This is a genomic window from Microbulbifer sp. MI-G, assembly GCF_030440425.1.
GTDB classification, from domain to species: Bacteria; Pseudomonadota; Gammaproteobacteria; order Pseudomonadales; family Cellvibrionaceae; genus Microbulbifer; species Microbulbifer spongiae.
The window spans coordinates 1883126-1905231 of record NZ_CP098023.1; the positions used below are offsets into that span (position 1 = coordinate 1883126).

20 protein-coding genes are annotated in these 22106 nt (G+C 53.2%); 17 read left to right on the forward strand and 3 right to left on the reverse strand.

Going from position 1 to position 22106, the window contains the following annotated elements:
- The first annotated feature begins 93 nt into the window (after positions 1 to 93).
- Complete coding sequence (gene pgsA / locus M8T91_RS08010; RefSeq protein ID WP_301418540.1) at positions 94 to 660, forward strand: CDP-diacylglycerol--glycerol-3-phosphate 3-phosphatidyltransferase; 567 nt, start codon at positions 94 to 96, stop codon at positions 658 to 660.
- Between the two features lie 533 nt (positions 661 to 1193).
- Positions 1194 to 2153, forward strand: coding sequence for a lipid A deacylase LpxR family protein (locus M8T91_RS08015; RefSeq protein ID WP_301418542.1), 960 nt, complete (start codon positions 1194 to 1196; stop codon positions 2151 to 2153).
- A 197-nt stretch (positions 2154 to 2350) separates the two neighbouring features.
- On the opposite strand, the gene M8T91_RS08020 is transcribed toward M8T91_RS08015, so the two are convergent.
- Positions 2351 to 2731 carry a YchJ family protein gene (locus M8T91_RS08020; RefSeq protein ID WP_301418544.1) on the reverse strand — a complete coding sequence of 127 codons (381 nt, stop codon included), beginning with the start codon at positions 2729 to 2731 and terminating at the stop codon, positions 2351 to 2353.
- A gap of 174 nt (positions 2732 to 2905) precedes the next feature.
- On the opposite strand from M8T91_RS08020, the gene M8T91_RS08025 reads away from it, so the two are divergent.
- The 6 genes from M8T91_RS08025 to M8T91_RS08050 all read left to right on the forward strand — a co-directional run bounded on the left by M8T91_RS08025 (position 2906) and on the right by M8T91_RS08050 (position 11676).
- Positions 2906 to 3433: a TetR/AcrR family transcriptional regulator gene (locus M8T91_RS08025; RefSeq protein ID WP_301418546.1), complete on the forward strand. Its 528-nt coding sequence runs from the start codon at positions 2906 to 2908 to the stop codon at positions 3431 to 3433.
- A gap of 139 nt (positions 3434 to 3572) precedes the next feature.
- The gene (locus tag M8T91_RS08030) at positions 3573 to 4538 is read left to right on the forward strand and encodes an efflux RND transporter periplasmic adaptor subunit (protein ID WP_301418548.1); all 966 of its coding nucleotides are present in this window, start codon (positions 3573 to 3575) and stop codon (positions 4536 to 4538) included.
- Positions 4539 to 4580: 42 nt separating this feature from the next.
- A complete protein-coding gene (locus M8T91_RS08035; RefSeq protein WP_301418550.1) occupies positions 4581 to 7691 on the forward strand; it encodes an efflux RND transporter permease subunit in 3111 nt (1036 codons plus the stop codon).
- Positions 7692 to 7932: 241 nt separating this feature from the next.
- Complete coding sequence (locus M8T91_RS08040) at positions 7933 to 8484, forward strand: GmrSD restriction endonuclease domain-containing protein (protein WP_301418552.1); 552 nt, start codon at positions 7933 to 7935, stop codon at positions 8482 to 8484.
- A gap of 78 nt (positions 8485 to 8562) precedes the next feature.
- Complete coding sequence (locus M8T91_RS08045) at positions 8563 to 11289, forward strand: DEAD/DEAH box helicase (protein ID WP_301418554.1); 2727 nt, start codon at positions 8563 to 8565, stop codon at positions 11287 to 11289.
- 84 nt (positions 11290 to 11373) lie between these two features.
- Positions 11374 to 11676, forward strand: coding sequence for a hypothetical protein (locus tag M8T91_RS08050; protein ID WP_301418556.1), 303 nt, complete (start codon positions 11374 to 11376; stop codon positions 11674 to 11676).
- A 148-nt stretch (positions 11677 to 11824) separates the two neighbouring features.
- Here the strand turns inward: M8T91_RS08050 and M8T91_RS08055 are convergent, their stop codons facing one another.
- Entirely contained in the window at positions 11825 to 12139 is a 315-nt protein-coding gene (locus tag M8T91_RS08055; protein ID WP_301418558.1) for a DUF6471 domain-containing protein, read from the reverse strand.
- Between the two features lie 148 nt (positions 12140 to 12287).
- On the opposite strand from M8T91_RS08055, the gene M8T91_RS08060 reads away from it, so the two are divergent.
- From M8T91_RS08060 to M8T91_RS08090, 7 genes are read left to right on the forward strand one after another with little or no spacing between them, the layout of a single operon-like run.
- The gene (locus M8T91_RS08060; protein ID WP_301418560.1) at positions 12288 to 12692 is read left to right on the forward strand and encodes a DUF2170 family protein; all 405 of its coding nucleotides are present in this window, start codon (positions 12288 to 12290) and stop codon (positions 12690 to 12692) included.
- Positions 12689 to 13384, forward strand: coding sequence for a PspA/IM30 family protein (locus M8T91_RS08065; protein WP_301418562.1), 696 nt, complete (start codon positions 12689 to 12691; stop codon positions 13382 to 13384). The genes M8T91_RS08060 and M8T91_RS08065 overlap by 4 nt, the downstream gene beginning before the upstream one ends.
- 19 nt (positions 13385 to 13403) lie before the next feature.
- Positions 13404 to 14462: a potassium channel family protein gene (locus tag M8T91_RS08070; RefSeq protein WP_301418564.1), complete on the forward strand. Its 1059-nt coding sequence runs from the start codon at positions 13404 to 13406 to the stop codon at positions 14460 to 14462.
- Positions 14447 to 15100 (forward strand): YjfK family protein, encoded by a 654-nt coding sequence (locus tag M8T91_RS08075; RefSeq protein ID WP_301418565.1) that lies wholly within the window; start codon positions 14447 to 14449, stop codon positions 15098 to 15100. Before M8T91_RS08070 ends, M8T91_RS08075 begins: the two co-directional genes overlap by 16 nt.
- A gap of 15 nt (positions 15101 to 15115) precedes the next feature.
- A complete protein-coding gene (locus tag M8T91_RS08080; RefSeq protein WP_301418567.1) occupies positions 15116 to 15532 on the forward strand; it encodes a DUF350 domain-containing protein in 417 nt (138 codons plus the stop codon).
- A gap of 12 nt (positions 15533 to 15544) precedes the next feature.
- Positions 15545 to 16165: a DUF1190 domain-containing protein gene (locus M8T91_RS08085; protein WP_301418569.1), complete on the forward strand. Its 621-nt coding sequence runs from the start codon at positions 15545 to 15547 to the stop codon at positions 16163 to 16165.
- Between the two features lie 3 nt (positions 16166 to 16168).
- Positions 16169 to 17335: a glutathionylspermidine synthase family protein gene (locus M8T91_RS08090; protein WP_301419052.1), complete on the forward strand. Its 1167-nt coding sequence runs from the start codon at positions 16169 to 16171 to the stop codon at positions 17333 to 17335.
- Positions 17336 to 17436: 101 nt separating this feature from the next.
- Here M8T91_RS08090 and M8T91_RS08095 read toward each other — a convergent pair whose 3' ends face one another.
- On the reverse strand, positions 17437 to 19068 hold the full coding sequence (locus M8T91_RS08095) for a hybrid sensor histidine kinase/response regulator (protein ID WP_301418571.1): 1632 nt from the start codon (positions 19066 to 19068) through the stop codon (positions 17437 to 17439).
- 301 nt (positions 19069 to 19369) lie between these two features.
- On the opposite strand from M8T91_RS08095, the gene M8T91_RS08100 reads away from it, so the two are divergent.
- Both M8T91_RS08100 and M8T91_RS08105 read left to right on the forward strand, forming a co-directional pair.
- Positions 19370 to 20785, forward strand: a complete 1416-nt coding sequence (locus M8T91_RS08100) for an amidohydrolase (RefSeq protein ID WP_301418573.1) — start codon at positions 19370 to 19372, stop codon at positions 20783 to 20785.
- Positions 20782 to 22083, forward strand: a complete 1302-nt coding sequence (locus tag M8T91_RS08105; protein WP_301418575.1) for an amidohydrolase family protein — start codon at positions 20782 to 20784, stop codon at positions 22081 to 22083. The genes M8T91_RS08100 and M8T91_RS08105 overlap by 4 nt, the downstream gene beginning before the upstream one ends.
- Positions 22084 to 22106: the final 23 nt, after the last annotated feature.

Consider the following 22106-nt stretch of genomic DNA (forward strand, 5'->3'; position numbering starts at 1 on the left):
AACTGAAGAACTATTGCCCGGCTATTTCATCGGGCGTTTCATTTTGTGCAACGACTTGTTAACGTACGTTCCCCCACAAGAACAGAGAAAAATATGACACTTGCCAACCAGCTGACATTGCTTCGTGTCGGTTTGATACCTGTCTTGGTGGTGGTTTTCTACCTGCCGTATCAGTGGAGCTATGTGGCATCGGCAGTGATTTTTGCCGCTGCCGCCGCAACCGACTGGCTCGATGGTTACCTGGCAAGAAAACTGAATCAGAGTACGGCATTTGGCGCCTTCCTGGATCCCGTCGCAGACAAACTGATGGTGGCTACCGCCCTGGTGCTACTTGTGGGCCTGCATAAGAATGCCTGGTTCACTATTGCAGCGGCAGTGATTATCTGCCGGGAGATTGCGGTGTCTGGACTGCGGGAATGGATGGCGGAATTCGGCCAACGCAGCAGTGTTGCCGTATCCTATGTGGGCAAGGTCAAGACTACGGCACAGATGGCGGCAATTATTGTGCTGCTTGCCTTCGATGTGCGGGAGTATCCGCTGATGGAAACGCTCGGGTATCTACTACTGTATATTGCCGCTGCCCTGACCTTGTGGACCATGGTTATGTACCTGCGCGCAGCCTGGCCGGCACTAATGGCAAATCATCACAACCCCTCCTAGTCCACTGTCTGATCAAGTCACGGTCGTTACCCATTGGCGCCTGTGGCGAAGGCGGTACTGCAGCCGCAATATGCCCGTCGCCGCCCATTGTGATGATTGAACGGGCGTTTCTCACCTCATCCTTTTGTTGTCAATCTTCTAGAGTTCACATTGAGCCACGAGTATTTGTGTCGTGATGTTGATTCAGGAGCCAGTTAATCGCTGTTGCGCCCGCCATGGAACCCGAGCTTTGCCAGTGAAGGGCAGACTCATTGGGGCTGGACACTGTTTCCCCGGCCTTTGGGCAAACAGGTGGACTGTAAGGGGAGCAATTGAGCTGTTGACACCGAAAAGGCGAGAGATGGCAGATAGTTAGGGCTTCTCCCAGTCAGGGCTTTGAGGAAAAGCGCTAGTCATGTACTGGCATTGCCACCGAGTAAGCGGCAGGGCTGGAGAGGTGATCGGGATATCGTTGTTGCAACCGGTAACCCGGAAGCACAACAGAGCGAGACCGGGTTTGGCTTCAGAGGGAGCAGGTGAAGTAAGAGTGGCATATGGAGTACAGTGCCAAGAGTTTCCTGTCGTTAGTTGTTGTTTTGCTCTCTGCTCTGGGTTCGCTACCCGTTGGAGCGGCCGGCACGGCAAAAGGTCAGCTTCAGATCGAAGTGGCGAACGACGCGCCTTTCCAGACGGATAGAGATTATACCGGCGGGCTCCATTTAGCCTGGAGGCCCGCAAATAGCCCGTTTACGCTGCATTTGGGCCAGGACATCTATACTCCGGAAGATCTTACAACGACCACACCAGTCGATGGTGAGCACCCCTATGGCGGTTGGACCTATTTGGGAGTCAACTACCTCTACCAGATTTCTTCGAACTGGCGCGCTGATGTAACGCTGGATATTGGCAGCACAGGCCCGAGATCCGGCGCGCGGGTGATGCAAGAGTGGATACACAGGGCTACCGGGTCCACGTTCCCCAAAGGTTGGCAGTCCCAAGTGCATAATGAATGGGGATTCATGCCTGAGTTAAAGCTGGACTACAAGCTCCCTCTGTCCGCATTTCAAAAAGGGGGACTGGTATACCGTGTAGTACCTTATCTCCGCTGGAGAAGCGGTAATATTATCAGAGACCACGGGGTAGGAGTTCGCTTGATGTTGGGCAGTCAACTGCCGGCTTTCAGCAACGTCGCAACCCAACCCGATGGTGACTTTTATTGGTTTTTTCGGGTTGGTCTTGAATATACGGCAGTAGCGAGAAATATTCTCCTGGAGGGAAATTCAAAAGTAAGGAACGGGGTAAAGCAATACAGTTATGGCGTAATTCCAGAGAAAGCGCTTGCAGTGGCTAATTTGGGAGTATTTTGGGGTTTTGATTCTTATGAGGCGGGTGTCAAAATACAGTATAATTCCAAAGCCTATGCATCACAAGGCCATATGAATAGCAGCTTTTTAATTGGCGGCACACCCTCGGGAAACTTTGTGATGTCTGTCATTTTTAAAAAATTTTTTTAAAATCGAGCTACTCACAGCCTGCTTGAAAGGCACTTTGAAAAGTCGGTGAACCACAGGTCCGGCCGCCGTTTGCCCTGCCAGCGCAAAAAATTGTGAGTAAAGCCTGGGTATCAAAAAATGCTGTGCTGGCGCAGCCCCTGGGACCCAGCTCGGCTCATGTATTCTTGCCGATCCATTACTGTAGTACTGCTGAACGATTATGGCCAATCCGCACAGGCCTGCAAATAGACCCAGCGCTTCCTGTACAGTTTGAACAGGGAAATCTCGTGAACCTCACACACTTGGTTACCATCCAGGTACAGCGCTTTAAACTCCGCGGCAGAGCGCTTCAGCCCTGGCTTAACCCGGATGATCCGCAGATGTGTCCATTGGGTTGTCAGGTCTTCCGGGTGGAGGTTTGGGCGGCTATCGGGGTGCCAGGTCTTGTGTAAATAGGTCAGATTGCCTGTGGCATAGGCGGTGTAGCGGCTGCGCAACAGAGATACTGCTGTATTTGGGTAGGCTTTGCCGGACAGGTAGAGGCCGCAGCAGGCTCTCAGATTTTTGCCCGAGCCGCAGGGGCAGGGTGGCACCGTCATCAAATACTCCAGATAGGCAGTTGCAGGGCAGTGTCCATTTGGTCACAGAGTGCCCTGGCAAATACTGTTTGACCCAGGATGATTGGGTCATAGAGTACCATGGCTTGACATTGTCCTGGCTTGAGATAATATACCGACCAGTCGGTTTTTATCTGAAGATCCCCAGGAGGCCATGTGCCGAAAGTCGATAAGGCTACGATAGTGCGTGCGGCAGAAGCGGTGGTGCGGGAGCGGGGCGCGCGCAAGCTTACCCTGGATGCAGTGGCCGATCACTGCGGCCTCAGCAAGGGGGGGCTCATCCATCACTTTCCTACCAAGCAGTCGCTGATCAAGGCCATGCTGCAGGCAGCCGTTGACAGGGAGTATGCCAGTACCGAGGCCTTTGTCGCGTCGGGGGCCGATTTGCTGATCGCCCGCCTCAATGCCATTTTTGAACTGATGGAGGATGATGAGTCCCTGCCGCGATCTCTGATAGCGGCTGTGGCAGAGAATCCGGCACTGCTCGACCCCTTCAAAGCCAAGCAGGCGGCGCTGCGCAGTGAACTGACTGAAACCTATCGTGATCCTGAGTTGGCCCAGCTTTTGATCCTGGCGGCCCAGGGGATGTTTCTCGGACGTGTACTGGGGGTTTTGGAGATTGAGGACCCAGTGTTCGAGCGCCTGCGCAAACGCCTGCTGATGCTTTCCACCGATCTCGCCTAAAGCTTTGATTTCCAGTCAACCAAGTTTGTGGATAAGGACTATGAATTTGTCGATACATTGTCGTTGCTCTCTGTTCTTACTGATGGCAGCTGTTGTTCTTTTTGCAGGATGTTCCGGCTCGGAAGCAGATGAGCAACAGATGAAGCACCTGTTGCCGGTCAAGGTGGCCACTGTCACCAGTGGTGCAGAATCTACGGATCGCCAGTTTGCCGGGCGGGTGAAAGCGGTACAGAGTGTGGATCTCTCATTCCAGGTGGGCGGCAAGCTGGACCGGCTAAATTTTCTCGAGGGAGAAATCCTTCCCAAGGGTACTCTGATTGCGGAGTTGGACGATCGGGATTACCGCCGCAGGGTCAAAGAGGCCCGTGTCAATCTAGAGCTACTGGAGAAGACCCTGAAACGGCAGCGTTCTCTGGCGGGATCAAAAGTGGTATCCCAACAACAGCTCGACGAAGTCGAGAGTAATTTCAATCTGGCAAAAGTGGCATTGGAAAAGGCTGAACAGGACTTGGCCTATACCAAATTGCGCGTGCCCTTTGATGCGCTTGCTACCCGTCAGCTTGTGGAAAATTATACCAATGTACAGCCCGGTCAGGCCATTGTTCGGCTGCAAAATATTTCTGAAGTGCGCATACAGATTTCGGTGCCGGAAAAAATGCTGGCAACTGTCAGCAAGGACCGGATCAGTTCGGTGAATGCAGAATTTGAATTCCTGCCGGAACGGGCGTTTGCCCTTGAATACCGGGAGCACCAGGCAGAGGCGGACAGCGTGACCCAGACCTATATCGTTGAACTGGGCATGCCGCGTCCAGAGAATGTGCAAATTCTCCCCGGTATGACGGCACGGGTGAAGGTGAAGCTGAAAGAGGAGAAGGGCGATTTGTGGATTCCGCTGGCGGCGGTACAGACTGGTGCCGATGGCAATCCCTATGTCTGGCAGATCAATGCAGACCAGTCTGTATCCCGGGCTCCCGTCGCCCTCGGGCGCACAGATGGGGAATCGGTACAGGTCGTTGAAGGCCTGTCACCGGCAATGAAACTGGTGGCCGCTGGCGGTCAACATCTCTACGACGGTGCAAAAGTACGCAATTATGCACAGGATTAAAATTCGTTTGATCTGTGGGCCTGGTATGGATGGGGAGGTATCTTGAAAATTTCTGACGTATTTATCCAGCGGCCTGTATACAGCTGGCTGTTGATACTGATTTGCCTTATCGGTGGCCTCTGGGCATTGACAGATATTGGCCGTCTTGAAGATCCTGCCTTTACCATTAAAGAGGCCCGTGTTTTTACCCTGTATCCCGGTGCCAGTGCCCAGCGTGTCGAAGAGGAGGTGACTGAAAAGCTTGAGGTTGCGATCCAGCAGATGGGACAGCTGGATAAGGTGACGTCCACTTCCAGTCCCGGCATGTCGGAAATTCGGGTGCAGATCAAGGATCAGTATAATTCCGAGGAGTTGGCACAGGTTTGGGATGAATTGCGCCGCAAGGTCAACGATGCGCAGAGTGAGCTGCCCAATGGTGCCATGCGATCTGTGGTCAACGACGATTTCGGTGAAGTGTACGGCATTTACTATGCTGTGACCGGTGACGGCTTTTCGCAGGCGGAGATGCGCGAAATCACCAAAGCCATCCGCCGCGAGCTACTGGGTGTTGAAGGGGTGGCCAAGGTATCTCGCTCTGGCATTATTGATGATGTGGCCTACCTGGATATTGATGAATCCCGCCTCGCGCAGTTTGGTTTCTCCCTGGACGATCTGGCCCAGGTGCTTCAGGGGGAAAGCGCCACGCAACAAGAAGGGGAGATTGGGGAACAGGACCTGCGCACCCGTATTGTGGTGGACAATCCGGCCAGTGATCTGGGCGCAGTTCGCAATATTCTGGTGGGTGTTCCCGGTTCCACCGCTATGCTGGCAGTGCGGGATATTGCCGATGTTTCTCTGGGTTACAATGAAAATCCGGATTTTATCGCGCGCTTTAATGGTAAACCGGCCATTTTGATTGGTGTGTCGGGTGCTGTGGACACCAATATCGTCGATGTGGGGATAGCTGTTGGAGCGAAACTGGTTGAACTCAAGCGGAGCTTGCCCCTGGGTGTGGAAATTCACCCGGTTTATGAACAGCACATAGTGGTGGAGGAAAGTGTCAAGGGGTTCCTGTTCAATCTGGTTTCTTCCATAGTGATTGTAACCCTCGTACTCTGTGTGTTTATGGGCTGGCGCTCTGGTGTGGTTGTCGGTGTTGTGCTCGGCCTTACTGTGCTCGGTACCGTACTGATTATGAATCTGTTTGGCTTGAATCTGCAGCGCATTTCTCTCGGTGCCCTGATCATTGCGATGGGGATGCTGGTGGATAATGCCATTGTGGTGGCCGAAGGGATGCTGATGGGAGTGCAGAGGAAGGAGGCCCCCCAAAGTGCTGCCCAGCGTGTGGTACGTCAGACATTCTGGCCGCTACTGGGGGCGACCATCATCGGTATTATGGCTTTTTCCGGAATCGGTTTATCCGATGATGCCACTGGTGAATTTCTCTTCTCTCTGTTTGCAGTGATTGGTATTTCCCTGGTGCTTAGCTGGGTGCTGGCAATCACGATTACGCCATATCTGGGATATCATCTGTTCAGGCCGGTAAAAACTGCCAAAAGTGATGAGGATCTTTACAGTGGGCGCTTTTATCGCATGTATGCGCGGGCATTGACCGGTGCCTTGAATCGACGCGGCCGCACTATTTCCGTGCTGGTTGTGGTGACATTGCTCAGTTATATCGGTTTTGGTTTTGTCAAACAGGGCTTTTTCCCCAACTCCAACGCACCCCTGTTTTATGTGAACTACTTCCTGCCCCAGGGCAGCGATATCAAGCGCACTGAAAGCGCGCTGCAGAAGGCCACCGAGTTTATGTTGGCGCAGGATGAAGTAATTTCCGTAACAGCCGTTGCCGGCAGGGGAGCGGACCGTTTTATGTTGACTTACGCTTCTGAGCCACCCAACTCAGCTTATGGGCAGTTAATCGTGCGTACGGAGAATCGTGAGCAGATTGCGGGGTTGATTCAGCGTGCCAGAACCGCACTGCGCGACACACAACCGGAGGCCTTGATCACTTTCAAACGCCTGGTGTTTGGCCCCGGCGGGGGTGCGGATGTGGAAGTGCGTATCTCGGGTCAGGATTTCAATACCCTGCGTGCTCTGGCTGAGGAGGTGGAGCAGCTTTTCCGGGAAAACGATTTGGAAGATATCCGACATAACTGGCGCAGCAGAGCACCCACTGTACGTGTGCATCTCGACCCTGAGCGGGCGCGTGTAGCAGGGGTGACCAATACGGATATCAGCCGCACTATCCAGTTTGCCACATCTGGCTACCGTGTGGGGGAGTTCGAAAGTGGAGACCGGATTATCCCGATTGTTGCGCGTATGCCGGAGGAAGATCGCAACCGGGTTGGCTCCCTGCCCGACCGGCTTGTATGGAGTCCCAATGAGCAGGGGTATATCCCCGCCGGTCAATTGGTTAAGGAATTTGAGACCACGGCGGAAGAGAGCCTGATACAGCGTCGCAACCGGGTACCCACTATTACAATCAGTGCGGAAGCGCCCGAGGGCGTAACTGCCATGGCCGCATTCAGTAGAATCCAGAAGGGTGTGGAGAGCCTGTCATTGCCCGCGGGTTATGCAGTGGCGTTTGGCGGTGAATATGAAAGTTCCTCTGATGCACAGGAATCCCTCGGCAAGAAGCTGCCACTTGGCTTTCTGGTCATGGTGCTGGTCTCTGTTTTGCTATTTGGCACCGTGCGCGAACCGCTGATCATCTGGCTGGTTGTGCCTATGTCTCTGGTGGGCGTGGTGGTTGGTCTGTTACTGACAGGGCTGCCTTTTGGTTTTATGTCGCTGCTCGGCGTACTGAGCTTGTCCGGCATGTTGATCAAAAATGCCGTGGTACTGGTGGATGAAATTGAGGTGCAGACTGAAATGGGCCTTCCGCGCCTGACGGCAATCCAGAGCGCCAGTGTCAGTCGTTTGCGCCCGGTATTTCTCGCTGCGGTTACGACCATACTGGGTATGTCGCCGCTACTGTTTGACGCATTCTTTGCCGATATGGCAGTGACGATCATGGGTGGACTGGGTTTTGCAACGGTGCTGACTCTGATCGCGGTGCCGGTTTTCTACGCAGTTTTCCACAGGGTAAAACCCACTGAGGTAACCGCTGTTGAAGAGCATTCCAGGCGAGATTTGCAGCGGCAAGCCTTCACAGAACCCGTGTCTGCCTAGACTAGGGGAGGGTCCGGGAAAAAACCGGCATACGGGGTAAATCGGGGGGGAAAGGCTGACTTTTGCTCCCGTTTAATTACAAGGCATATTCCCTGAGCTGAATTTATTCTTTTTGAAATTCCCGCATAAACGATTCCTGCTTTAAGCCTATACTTACCGGTTGAAATTTGAAGTATAAGCGATAGCCTTAAGCAGATATTTCCTCTAAGCTGCTCATTTGGATTTGATTGGTAGTCGTTGTATGAGTGTTCGGTCAATTTCGAAGCCACTGGTGGTTCTGTCTTTCTTTTTATTTGGTTTTTCTACGGCAGCGATACCCTATAAACGCACAGAGTGGCTGCCCCGCTGGTCTGATTTCGACAACGACTGCCAGGATACCCGCCACGAACTGTTAATTCGTTTCTCCCTCTCCCCGGTGCGTTTTACCCACAACAATGGCTGTAAGGTGGATGCTGGATTGTGGTTGGACCCTTATACCGGCAATTTTTACAATAAGGCTTCAGATCTGGATGTGGAGCATATAGTACCTTTGAAATGGGCCCATGACCACGGTGGGGCAGAATGGAGCCGTGAGCGCAAACGGCAATTTGCGGAGGATATGGAAAACCTGTGGTTGGTGGATGATGGACACAACCAGAGCAAGGGGCACAAAGGCCCCGATCAATGGATGCCGCCTTACGCACCGGTGGGAAAAATTTATGTTCGACGTTTTATGGCTATTGTGAAAAAGTATGACTTGCGCCTGAGTGTAGTGGAGTACGAGCATTTTTCGGCACTGGCGGGTGAACCCTGAGGTGCGGAGAGTGGCTATCTGTCCCAGTCTTGTGATTTTAGATGGTATTTTGTTGTAAATTGGGATCAACGGGCGATTATGCGGGCAAGTTTACCAGTCTTTGTTGAATATTTTCGGCGCTGTTATCTGGCGGACAGCCACGACCTGTCACTATCCAATATTATCCGATTGCCCGCTGACCGCCGTTTGTTTTTGGAAGAGCAGGATTACCTCAGCAGCGGCGAACTGCCTCGAATACCATTGATCAGCCCTGTTGCGGCAAAGTTGGCGCAACTGGCCGATACTTATCGAAAAGAGCGCCGCCTGGTTTATGCCTGTTTTTTTATCTGCGGCACGCTTACCACTCAAGGAGGCTTTACCAGCAGGCGCACACTGTGCTCACCACTTCTGTATTTTCCCGCTCGAATTTACCGCGAAGATGACTATTTTGCCGAGATAAATACCACTGATATCCACATTAATCTGCCCCTGCTGCGATTGATTCTGAAGCCGGATATCGACCCGGTGGTGACAAATACTTTTCCATTGCCCCGGTTTCCCATGGATGCTTCCCAGATAGCGGATATGGGGCGTTGGCTGCAGAAATACAGTCTGTTGGCAGAGGTTGAGGAACTGGGCCGCTGGCCAAACTTTCAGCCTGGGACACTGGTGCAGGAACGGATGAAGGCATCACAACTGGGGCCGGTCAGTGCCGGTGCGTTGATTCTGGCTGACAGGTCCAGGGGCTCTCGCGGAGTTCTGCACGAACTTGTTCAATTGGCCCGGGCGCGCAATCTCCCGGCTCCTTTACAGATTGCCTTGGGAGGAGAGCCTGCTCAGGTTATTGAAAGCAACAGCGAGCCTGAAATGTTGCCGGGGCTCTTCAGTGATGCCCAGAAGGGGGCATTGCGCAATGCGGCACGTTTACCGCTCAGCCTTGTGTCAGGCCCTCCGGGTACGGGCAAGAGTTTTACCATTGCCGCTATGGCGATCGACCAAATGCTGCATGGCAACTCAGTGCTGGTTGTCTCAAAAACCTCCGAAGCCATTGATGTTGTCAGAAACAAGTTACAGGAGTCCTATGGGCTGACTGAGGGCTATGTACATGCGGGCGAACAAAGTTTTGTTCGCAGTTTAAGGGCCCGCCTCGATGCCCTGCTCAAGGAGGGGGTTGATTTGTCGGAGGTGAGCGCCGCCAAGTTAAAACGCAACCTGAGAGCTACGAATCAATTATTGCGCAAGGCCGAGCGTCGCTTTGCGCGGGCGCTGTGGCTGGCCAAGGTTCTCGGCCCCGGACGCTGGGTAGCCTGGGTATTGCGTATAGGGGCACCACTGTTTGGCCGGGACCTGCGGACAGAAGACTTGTGGGACTTACAGGATATTATCAGCCAGCTGCGTCATAGTTTTGAACGCCAGGCTGCCCGTTACATCAATGCCTATCGCCAGGAAAAGCTTGCCCGGTTATTAAGTAATGAGCGGCGCAGCCTGGCCAGCTTTCATCAAGCACTGCGGGCCAGGAATTCAAAAACCCAGGCGGAACGATTTGCGCAGACGAATATGCAACTTGTCCTACAAGCCTACCCTGTCTGGCTTGCAAGTCTGGACGAGCTCAATGAAATATTGCCGCTTTCAGGTGGCATGTTTGACCTGGTGATCTTTGACGAATCCACCCAGTGCGATATTGCAAGTGCGCTTCCAGCACTCTACCGGGCAAAACGTGCGGTTGTGGTGGGGGACGGCAAGCAGCTGCGGCATGTCTCCTTTCTTCCGGCAAACCAGCAGCAGCTCCTGTGGAAGGCAGTGGTGCAGTGTGGCGAGTTACCGGAGGTATTTAGTTACCGGGACCAATCCCTGCTGGATTTGGTATCTGATGCCCTTGACAGTCAGGATGCGGTGACCCTGCTCGATGAGCACTACCGAAGCCAACCCGAGCTGATCGCCTTCAGTAACCATGCGTTTTATGCCGATCGTCTCAAAGTTATGCAGGCGCGGCCAGGGAACTCCCGTGCGCCGGCGCTGACTTTTCACAGGCTGGAGGGGCGAAGGGCCAGAAACGGCAGAAACAGGGTTGAGAAAGACTGGGTCATATCGCAGTTGCGGGAGCATTTTAACCGCTACGAAAATGCGCCGCTAAAGCCGTCTGTGGGGGTGTTGTCTCCCTTTCGGGAACAAGCCAACTATCTGGCCGATGAGGTGTCCAGGGTATTTTCCCCTGAGAAGCGGCGCAGCTTTTTGGTACGGGTCGCCACACCCTATGGTTTTCAGGGAGAGGAGCGGGATGTGATGTTGCTCTCAATGACCATTGATAACCAATCCCTGCGGGCGGCAACCTATCTCAATCGTGCCGATATGTTTAATGTGGCGATTACTCGGGCCAAGGAACAGCAACGGGTGGCTTATTCTATCAGTCTCGAGCTGTTGTCATCAGATCACTTGCTGCGCCGTTATGTATCCTACAGTCATGGTGCAGTCTGTAGTTACCAAGAGGGAGATTATTCCTGTAAATTTGCCAGGGCGGTTAGTGTAGGCCTTGAGGCGGCGGGTATCCGGCACTGGGTCGACTTCCCTATCGCAGGCCGGCGTATCGATATCGTGTGTGAGCATCGGGGTTGCGTTCTGGGGGTGGACTTGATTGGCTACCCTGGAGAATATCAACAGCACTTTACGATTCGAAACTACAAGATTCTGCACCGGGCTGGCATCCGGGTTCTGCCGCTGCCCTATCTGCACTGGTCCAGAGATAAGCGGGAGTGCATCGCGCGAATTATCGGGGTTTTGCGGGGGGAGCAGTGCGGAAAAGTGGAGACGGAGGCCTTCACAGAGTGATTGATTCGGCTCCCTGACCTAAAAGATACGCCGGGACTGCTAGGCTTTAAGGGAGTCCAACTGTGACTTTCACCGAGTGCATCTATGAAACTGTGGTTGTTGATTCCCTGTTGTTGGGTATCTGCTGTAGTGGCTATGGATCTCATGGTTGCGGATGCCCAGCAGGAACAGGGCCAGCGAAGTCCGACTTTGAGCTTTTGCCAGGCGCGCTTTTACGAGGAAGATGATGGTCGCCTGTATTGCAACTGGGCGGTCAACTTTCGCTATGCCTGCTTTGCCTGGTGGCCCACAAACAAGATAATTCCGGCCGGGGCAAAACTGTCAGAGCCGAAAGTTGTGGGCAAGTGCGGCAACGGGGAGCCCGTGTACAAACTACACCACTACTAGTGGGGATTTCGGAGCCGCCGGGTGTCTCCCCGCAATGGAATCAATAGCTTTCAAGGCTGAAACAGCCCTGAAATCCCGGCTGGGTATGGGTTTTCTGGCGGCTGCATCGTGTGTGATTCCGTGTACTGGCCCGGGAGAGAAGAAGATGTTAGCTTTCCTTCCGACCGGTGTTGAGTCCCTGATCTCGCAATTCCCGGGCCTGTTTGAGGATTTCAGGCATGGCGCTGTCCGCTAGGGATAAGGCGTCAATGATGGCCGCGAGCAGATCCGCTGAAAACATGCATTTGCTCACTTTGCTGCGCAGGTTTTCCGTGGTCATTGAAATACCCCTTTCGGCCAGGGCTTGGGCCAGATCACCATAGCGCATGCCCTTCAAAGCCATGGAGGCACGCACATAGCGGGCAATGGCCTGCTTGTAGGGAGCCAGTGCCTGCTGATTGCCAAGGCTTTGCTTGTGGTCCATGGGCTTTACTCCATTCTGGTTGAAATCAGATAAGTGGCAAATAGTACCTTTTTGTGTATTATTTGCAATATAAGTTTGAAGCTATCTATTGACTGTTGTCTTTTTGATGCTATATTCGTGACCAATATTCCACAGTAAGGGGGTTGAAATGACCTGGAACAATGAGAGCCTGCGCCAGCTGGCAGAAAGCCATACCGGCTGGGTAGTGGAGCCTGAGGGGGACTGCCTCAGTATTTCCAACGATGAGGGTGTTGATGCCTTTGTCTATGTGGGTGAAAAGCAGATCGTTGTCGAGAGTATTTTGTTTCCGGTGAGCCAGGTTGGCGATGTGGCTGCGCTCAATGAGATGGTGCTACAAACCCATCAGCTGGTTCCCCTGACGGCTATCGCGGTTAAGAATATTGGCGGTGAGCACTATTACGTTGCCTTTGGGGCGCTCTCTGTTTCCAGTAAAGATGAAGTTGTTATCGAGGAGGTGGAGACTCTGTTTTCCAATGTGAGTGACTTCTTGGATTTGTACGCGGAGCATTTTGAAATGGAGGGCGTAGCATGAGCCTGAGAAAAATCTGGACTGCCTTGAAAGGGGCGGTCAATGAAGGCACTGAAGCGGTAGCGGACAGCCAGTCAATCCGTATTCTCGATCAGGAGTTGCGCGAGGCGAAGGCCGAACTGAAAGCCTGTGACGAGAACCTGACCAAGATCATGGCCAAGCGCAAGCTGGCGGAGGGCAAAGTGGAATCCCTGCGTGCGGATATTGAAACTTATAGCGCCCATGCTGTCAGTGCCAGCGAGAAGGGTGATAATAACCTGGCTCTGGAGTGCGCCGAGCGGGTTTCTGAGCTGGAGATGCAGCTCCAGACCGAGCGCAGCCTGCTGGATGGGTTCCTGAACTCAGAGCGTTCCCTGAAGGGCAATATTGCCAAGGCCAAGACCAATGTGCGCCGCATGGAACAGCAGATCGACCAGATCAAGGCCACTGAATCTGTGCAGAAAGCCCAGGTCGCTGTCTCTTCCCGTCACTTGGGGGCCAACAGCAGGATCAAGACCGCTCTGGACAGTCTTGACCGAATCAAGAGCAAGCAGCAGGAACGTGCAGCCGAATTGGAAGCGGCGGAAGAGCTGGCCTCTGAAGAGAGTGGCTCTAGTCTTGATGCCAAGCTGAAGGCAGCGGGTATCAAACCCGGTGGCCAGGTCAGCGGCAGTGACAAACTGGCCCAGTTGCTGGCGAGCCGCGAAAAGGCCTGAACCGGTGCTATTGTTTCGCGTGCGACGCCTTCTGGCGTCGCTATTTGTTAAAGCCAGTACAACGACTGTTTTCGTCGCCGTTTTGAGCTATGTAGCGGGCAGCTACTTGCTGCTGAGTGCCGCTGGGGAAAGCGAGATAATCGCCCCCGATAACTTCCTCTACTGGCTGGTAGTGACCGCATCGACGGTGGGCTACGGCGATTTCTCGCCAGTGACACCGGCGGGAAAAATGGTGGTGGCCGCCTGGGTGATCCCTTTGGGCCTGAGCCTGTTTGCACTGGTGGTTACCCGGGTGGGTTTTGCAGTTTCGGAGTTTGTACACAGGGGAAAAAGAGGGTTGCGCATGACGAATCATGTAAATCACACGGTCATTATCGGCTGGAACGGAACGCGGACCCTGCGCCTAATCGAGCTTCTGTTGGCAAAGACCAATGGAACTGCCTCTGAAATAGTACTCTGCGTAGAGGCCGATATTGAAAACCCCATGCCCGGCAAGATTGATTTTGTGCGGGTTGAATCCTTTTCCCATATCGAGGGTATGCAACGAGCCGGTCTGGCCGATGCAGCACGGATTATTATTGACAACCCGCTTGATGATGTAACGCTTACCACGGCTTTGTTCTGCGACAAGTACAGTCCCAGCAGTCATAAAACTGCCTATTTCCAGGACGAAAATGTTGGTGAATTATTGCGCGCACACTGCCCGAATATTGAATGTATCCCCTCGGTAGCCGTGGAGTTGCTGGCAAAATCCTCTCTGGACCCCGGATCCGCCCGCTTGCACAGGCAATTGCTGGATAGTACTTATGGAATGACGCAGTACAGTGTAGAGTACTGTGGTGAGGAGCCTTTGCCTGTTGCTGCTCTGTTTGATCATTTCAAGCGGGACCTGTCGGCAACCCTGATCGCTGTGCGCCGCAAGGGTGTAGTAATAATTGAGGTGAATCCTGCGCTGACAGATCAGGTGGGCAAAGGGGATATGCTGTATTACATCTCCGCCAAGCGTCTGGATGAGAAGCGCTGTTTCGATATAAAAATGAATGAAGGGGAAGGTGTTGGTACATGTTTGCCAAACTGATCGATCAATTGAAGGGGAAGCGGGACCCGACAGTGAAAACACCGGAGATTATGGGGTTGCGCCTGGGAGCCAGTTTTGAACTGGATCCTCTGGCAATTCGCCTGATACTGGATGAACTCACGATTGAATCCTGCTCCCCCACACAAATCATCAGGGCTGCGGGGGTTGTAGAGCTCGATGGTACCTGGGTTTACCGTTTCTATACAGACGATGATGCCTGGCTTCAGGTGGTGGCTGAAGGTGGCCAGGGAGACGAGCATGTGGTGGATGTCAAGCTGTTCCATTTTTACGACACTCTGGATGTGGCCGATCAACAAGCCTGGGACAACCTTCTGAAACAGGAGATAGGTACTGAATGCTACCAATTGCGGGACCGATCCTACAGTAGAGTCTGGACTTCAGCCGGTGACTACCACAATCCGGTACATATGTCCGAAAAGACCTATGACGTGGGCGGAGACTATTCGGTAACGGATCAATTCACCATGCTGTTCGAGCGTGAATTGTCTGACCAACGCACCGAATCCCTTTTTCTCTCCGCAGAAGAGAAGGAGGAGGCTGCGGGCTATCTGAGCCGCAGCCTGGTGATCAGTACCGGTATTACACTGACATCTTCACAGCTGACTATTCACGGATAATAAGGAGAAGTATCAATGGCCCAGCCCTATGATTTACTGACTGGTATCGTACATTTTGCGGCCTACTTTGGCCTGTCATTAGTATTTTTGATCGTGTTTAAGTTTCTTTACACAATGGTGACGCCCCATGACGAGTGGAAATTAATCCGCGAAAATAAAAATGTGTCAGCAGCTATTGGGTTTGGTGGGGCGATACTGGGCTTTGCCATCGCTGTCGCCGGCGCTGCGAGTAACTCTGTCACTCTTATTGATTTCGCCACCTGGGCTGTGGTGGCGTTAGTTGCCCAGTTACTTGCCTTTGCAATTATCCGCTTTGGTTTTATGCCGCGTATTGTAGAGCGTATTGAAGAGGGCGAAATAAGTGCGGGTATTATGCTGGCCGCAACCACAATCTCTGTTGGTGTGCTCAATGCCGCCTGCATGAGCTACTGACTGGGGGTGGTGATGAAACGTACAAGAACTATTGATCTCTCGCGCATGCGCAAGGGCAGGGGACCAAGCTTTTTATTGCGCCCTTTGGCGATCAGTGTTGCTGCAGTACTCATGGGATGCTCTTCGGATGAGGAGGTTAAGGTTGTTGCCTCGGTAGAGGACTGTGTAGACAATACCCAGCTGGATGAAGCCCAGTGCGAGGCAGCCTATCAGCGTGCTCTCGCGGAGGCCGAACGCACCGGCCCCAAATATGCTTCCCTGGCGCAGTGTGAAGGGGAATTTGAACATTGCCGGGAAAACAGCAGTGGTTTCTGGATGCCGCTGATGACCGGGTTTATGGTTGCCTCCATACTCAATGACAGCGACCGACGCTATCTTTCCCGCGGCTACTATAATCCAGTCTATCGTTACTCCGCGCCTGGCTCCCGCTACCACGATCGCTTGATGACTGCTGATGGTCAGGTTATCGGGCGTTCTGGAAAAACAAGCTATAGGGTTGACAAGAGTACCACCCAGCCCAAGCCCAAGGTTACCAAAACGGTATCCAGGGGCGGCTTTGGTGCAGTGGCCTCAGCCAAGTCCAACTGGGGCGGTGGCCGCTCCAGCAGCCGTTCCCGTGGCTGGGGAGGCTGATTGGTGCTGAGGTTGCCCATTGGTGAACGCCCGCATTGGAAAGCGCGAGCGAAAGAGTTTGGCTTTCATTTTCACACCCTGTACGGTGAGCCTTACTGGGATGAAAGTGCCTATTACCAATTCTCTCTGGAGCAGGTGGAAAAGGATCTTGAAGACCCCACCGAGGAAATTCACCAGATGTGTCTGGAGGTGGTAGCATTGGTGCTTGAGGATGAGGAATTGCTGCGGCGTTTCTGTATTCCTGAACAGCATTGGGATTTTGTGCGCAGTTCCTGGAAGAACGGTGATCCCAGCCTGTATTCCCGCCTGGACTTTGCCTATTCCGGCAAGGGACCCGCCAAACTTTATGAAAACAATGCGGACACTCCAACCAGTTTATACGAGACCGGTTTCTGGCAGTGGCTCTGGTTGCAGGACAATGTAAACAGGCGCGTTTTGCCGCTGCAGTCAGACCAGTTTAACAGTCTGCAGGAAAAGCTGGTGAATCGCTTTTATGACCTGCGGATTCTCACTCCTGATCGCCCATTGCACTTCGCTTGCTGCGAGGATAGCGAAGAGGATTTTGGTACCGTGCAATATCTCAAGGATTGCGCCGGTGAGGCGGGTATTGAGAGCCATTTTGTTTTTATAAACGATATTGGCCGAGATGCTGCAGGGTACTTCACGGATCTGCAGGATCAGGTGATCACCTGGATGTTCAAACTGTATCCCTGGGAATTTATGTTCCGCGAGGACTTTGGTGCGTTACTGGGCACCAACAATGTACGCTGGCTGGAGCCCCCATGGAAGGCTATCGTATCCAACAAGGCACTTCTGCCGATGTTGTGGAGACTGTTTCCCGGTCATCCCAATCTGTTGCCCTCTTTCTTTGAGGATGAGTTGGAGCGGGCCGGAGGCGTGTGCGATCTGGTAAAAAAACCGATTTTTTCCCGTGAAGGTGCCAATATCTCTATCGTGCGCAGCGGAGGAGTCCAACCCCTGTCCGATGGCCCTTATGGTGAGGAGGGGTATATATACCAGGAAATGCACCCTTTACCGAAGTTCGGCAACCATTTTACACTGATTGGCAGTTGGCTGGTGGGCGATATGGCCGCCGGCCTGTCAATCCGGGAGGATCATACCATGGTGACCCAGGATATGAGCCGCTATTTACCTCACATTATTCTCTAGTATTGATCGGTTACAGTCATCAGAATTCCGCTTAAACCGCAGATGCAATCTCAATAGGGCAGATTGAGGCGCTTCTGCTAAGCATGCATTTATCCTGTTGATTAGTTCGATGGGGCCAGTTGACCACTGGCGATCATCTCTTCAATTTTTTTACTGAGCTTTTCGTACGTAAAGGGTTTTTGAATGCAATCGATCACCCCATCCGCAATCACCTCCTGGACTTTGCTGTCGACACTGTAGCCTGTAGAAAGAATGGCTCTGACGTTTGGGTTAATGCGCCTCAGGAATGCAAAGAGCTCCTGTCCGTCCATACCCGGCATAATCATATCGAGTAAGATCAGATCCACATTGTCACAATTCCGTCGATAATAGGTAATTGCCTGCTCCGCTGTAGCAAAGGTTTCCACCCTGTGGCCATGCATTTCAAATATTGCCTTGGAATAACTGCGAACAATGGCTTCATCGTCCACCACCATAATTCGGAGCTTGCGTGCTTTTAAGGATGCAGCCGATGGTTTGGATTGCCTGCATGTGCTGGCTTCTGCAATGGGCAGGAAGAGTTTAAAGCAACTGCCTTCGCCTTCGTGACTGTGACATTGAATGGCGCCTTTGTGCAGATGAATGGTACCGTGCACAGCGGCAAGACCGAGTCCGGCGCCGCGCCCACTCTCCTTGGTTGTGAAAAAGGGCTCGAAAATACGCCGGCATACCTCGGGTGGCATGCCGGTACCACTGTCGCTGACTTCGATGACCAGATATTGGCCCGGTTGGATTTCAAAATCCGCAATAGTGCTGACTTTCTTCACGGAGGTGTTAGCGCTTGCAAAGCGCAGTGTACCGCCATTGGGCATCGCATCTTTTGCATTGATGCCAATATTGAGTAAAGCGCTCTTTAGCTGGGCCGGGTCGCCGATGATATGAGCGCTGCTGGCTACAAGCTGTTGCTCTATGCGGATACGACGGTCGATTGTGCGTCCCAGCATGGCGCAGACATCGCGTATAATTTCATGGGTGTTGCACTCTTTGAGCTGATAGCTGCCTTTGCGTGCGAAGGTAAGCAATTGCTTGGTCAATTCCGCTGCATGACGCGCAGTGGTAAGAATATGTTGACTATATTCACTGATCAGGGGGTCCTGAGAGACTTTCTGGATAACCTCTGCATAGCCGCTGATACCGTGAATCATATTGTTAAAATCGTGGGCGATGCCGCCGGCCAGTTCGCCAATAGCTTGCATTTTTTGTGCCTGGCGTAATTCCTCCTCCAGCAGGCGCTGCCTGGTAATATCGGTACCGATACTGAGAATACCCCCGGTGCGCCCTTTCTCATGGGTTAGGATTTTATTGGTCCAGGCAATCCAAACCCGCTTACCACATTTAGTGATATTTTCATTGATGTTATAGCGGTGTTCCTGGGGATGATTACAAATGTGCTCAATCAGCTTGCGCAGGTCGCGGCCACTGGTTTCGCTGGCCGGTACAATAGTGCCAATCAAATGTTGCCCAATAATCTCGTCTTCCGAGTAGCCAAACAGCTGCTGTGCGTATTCGTTAAAAAAGGTGATCCGCCCGTTTCTGTCGAAGCGCATGATAATCGAGTTTGCATGGGCTACCAGCTCTCGGTAGCGCTCTTCGCTCTTGCGCAGTGCCTCATAAATCTGGTTTGAGTCCATTGTCTGGGCGGAGGCGATGACTGGGGAGGAGGGGAAAACTGGCAAGTTATCTTCCTTGATCATCTGTTCTCCTCCTGAGTAAATGTTGTGTATTTTTTCACCAGAAATTGCACCAGAAAGAGCGGAAAAAGTATATAGGGGACTGCCGTGTTTTTTCAGTCACTACCCAGTTCATGTCGTCAGGCCGCTATTTAGGCTACCGGTTGTCATTGTCTGTGGTCTATCGGTCGCACTTGCGATTCTGGAAGGCCTGGATCGGGGCTCATTGGGAGCAAAGGTTTCGATTTGCATGTTGAAGTAGTGGCGATCACCAGACAACCTGATAGCATGTATCATCCTATTCAAAACACCTGGATGAATTCCTATGCAGCTGTATTCTCGAGTTTTCGGGCGCAGTATCGCGGTTGTGCTTTTTACCTCGGTGCTGCTTTCTGCGTGCGGTGAGAAGAAAAGCGGTGAGCACGGGCAGAGATCCCTGGATTTCGCCCGTCTTGATGCTTTTCCCTCCACCTATGCGATCAACCAGTCTCGCCCTGTCCTGATTCAGGGAGCTACATTACTTACCGGTACCGGTGCGCAAGTGGAAAAAGCGGACCTGTTGCTGGAAGATGGCAAAATTACCCAGATTGGCAAAGTCCTCAAGGCGCCCAAAGGAGTCTTAATCATTGATGGTGAGGGCAAATGGGTCACCCCCGGTATTATCGATGTGCATTCCCACCTGGGGGATTACCCGGTACCGTCCATCGAGTCCTCCCAGGATGGCAACGAAATGACCTCCCCCAACACGGCGCAGGTTTGGGCAGAGCACTCGGTATGGACCCAGGACCCGCAGTTTCCCCTGGCCCTGGCCGGTGGTGTCACCACTCTCCAGGTTCTTCCCGGCTCTGCCAATCTCTTTGGCGGACGCAGTGTCACTCTCAAGAACGTACCGGGCCGCAGCGTACAGGATATGAAATTTCCCGGAGCCCCCTACGGGCTGAAAATGGCCTGTGGTGAAAACCCAAAACGCGTCTACGGTGGCAAGGGGACTTCCCCTGCCACCCGCATGGGGAATGTAGCCGGCTATCGCAGTGCCTGGATAGAGGCGAGTCATTATAAGAAGAAGTGGGAAGACTATGTCGAGAACGGTGGTGAAGAGCCTAAGCGTGATTTGGGGCTCGAGACCCTGGCCGGTGTACTTAATGGCGATATCCTGGTGCACAACCATTGTTATCGCGGAGAAGAAATGGCCGTGATGCTGGATATTGCCGATGAGTTCGATTTCCACATCTCCACATTCCACCATGCTGTCGAGGCCTACAAGGTGGCGGACCTGCTTGCTGAGCACAACGTTTGTGCGGCTATGTGGGCAGATTGGTGGGGTTTCAAGCATGAGGCCTTTGATATGACAGAGGCCAATATCGCCATTGTCGATCAGGCCAGGGCCTGTGCAATGATTCACTCGGACTCCGGTGTGGGTGTGCAGCATCTGAATCAAGAGGTGGCCAAGGCAATGGCTGCTGGCCAGCGAGCGGGCTTCGATATTCAACCCAAAGATGCCGTTGCCTGGATGACACTCAACCCGGCGAGAGCCCTGGGTATCGACGGGCAGACCGGCAGCCTGGAGATGGGCAAGATGGCTGATGTGGTGGTCTGGTCCGGTAACCCCTTTAGTGTCTACACCCAGGTGGAGCAAGTGTTTATCGATGGTGAGCTGATGTACGACCACGCCGATGCTAAGCGTCAACCGCGCAGTGATTTTGAGTTGGGTATTCTCAATGCCGAGGGAGAACGACTGTGAATAAACTAGTTGTTTTTTATATTCTGGCCCTGGGATTATGTTTCGGTAGCGCCCAGGCCGAAACCATCCTGATCAAAGGTGCTAAGGTTCATACCCTGTCCGATAAAGGTAGCCTGGACACCGCCGATATTTTGATTGCGGATGGCCGCATTGTGCAGGTGGGTTCCTCGTTGGATGCCTCTGCTGAGCGGGTAATCAATGCCAGTGGCAAGGTTGTGACTCCGGGGATTATCGCACCGATCTCCGAACTGGGCCTGGTGGAAATCAGTGCCGCCAGCACCACTAATGACCATTCGGTCACTGGCGAGAGTATCGGCAGTGCCTTCAATCCATTACCGGCCTATAATCCCAAGTCTACCTTGATACCGTTTAATCGCGCTGGTGGTGTCACCAGTGCTGTGGTGTTTCCCAGCATTAGTCCCTGGGACGGCGGAGCGGTGGAAGCCCAGCGGGTATTCGCCGGGCGCAGCTTTGCCATCAAGTTAAATAGTGAGTTCGACAGTGTCGAGGCTAGGGATGTTGCCCAGAAGGCCTATCTGGGAGAGGCCGGCGCACAGTTGGCCGGTGGCAGCCGTGCCAGTGCTTATGCCAAGGTGGAGAGCGCTCTGCGTGAGGCCCTGGAGTACCGGGAAAACCGTTCGGCCATTCGCCGTGGCGAGTGGCGTCAGCTGGACTACAATCTGGCCGATCTGGAAGCCCTGCAGCCGGTAGTGGATGGCAAGGCCTCCCTGGTGGTTACTGCGAACCGGGCCAGTGATATTCTCGCAGCCCTAGCGCTGGCAAAAGTCTTTGACGTAAAACTGGTGTTGTTGGGCGCGGCAGAGGGCTGGATGGTGGCGGATCAACTTGCCGAAGCCCAGGTGCCGGTGGTGATTGATGCGATCAACAACCTGCCGATCTCCTTCTCAAGCCTGGGTGCACGCCTGGACAATGCCGCTTTGTTGACCAAAGCTGGAGTCAAGGTGGCGATCAGCGGCCCGGACTATGCCGCCACACACAATCTCTATCTCTCGCGCCAATCCGCAGGTAACGCTGTCGCCCATGGTCTGCCTTACGAGGCAGCACTTAAATCCATCAGCAGCAATGTTGCCGATATCTTCAGCTTGGATGGCGGTACCCTGGAAACGGGCGCTGTTGCGGATATTGTTATCTGGAGCGGTGACCCACTGGAAGTCACCAGTTACCCGGAACAGGTGCTGATTGCCGGGGTTCCCCAGTCTCTGGTGACCCGCTCCACCCGCCTGCGCGACCGTTACTCGAAGCCATCCAAGGGCCACAAGTTTGGCTATCGGCATTGAGTGCACGCAATATCTGATGAAGT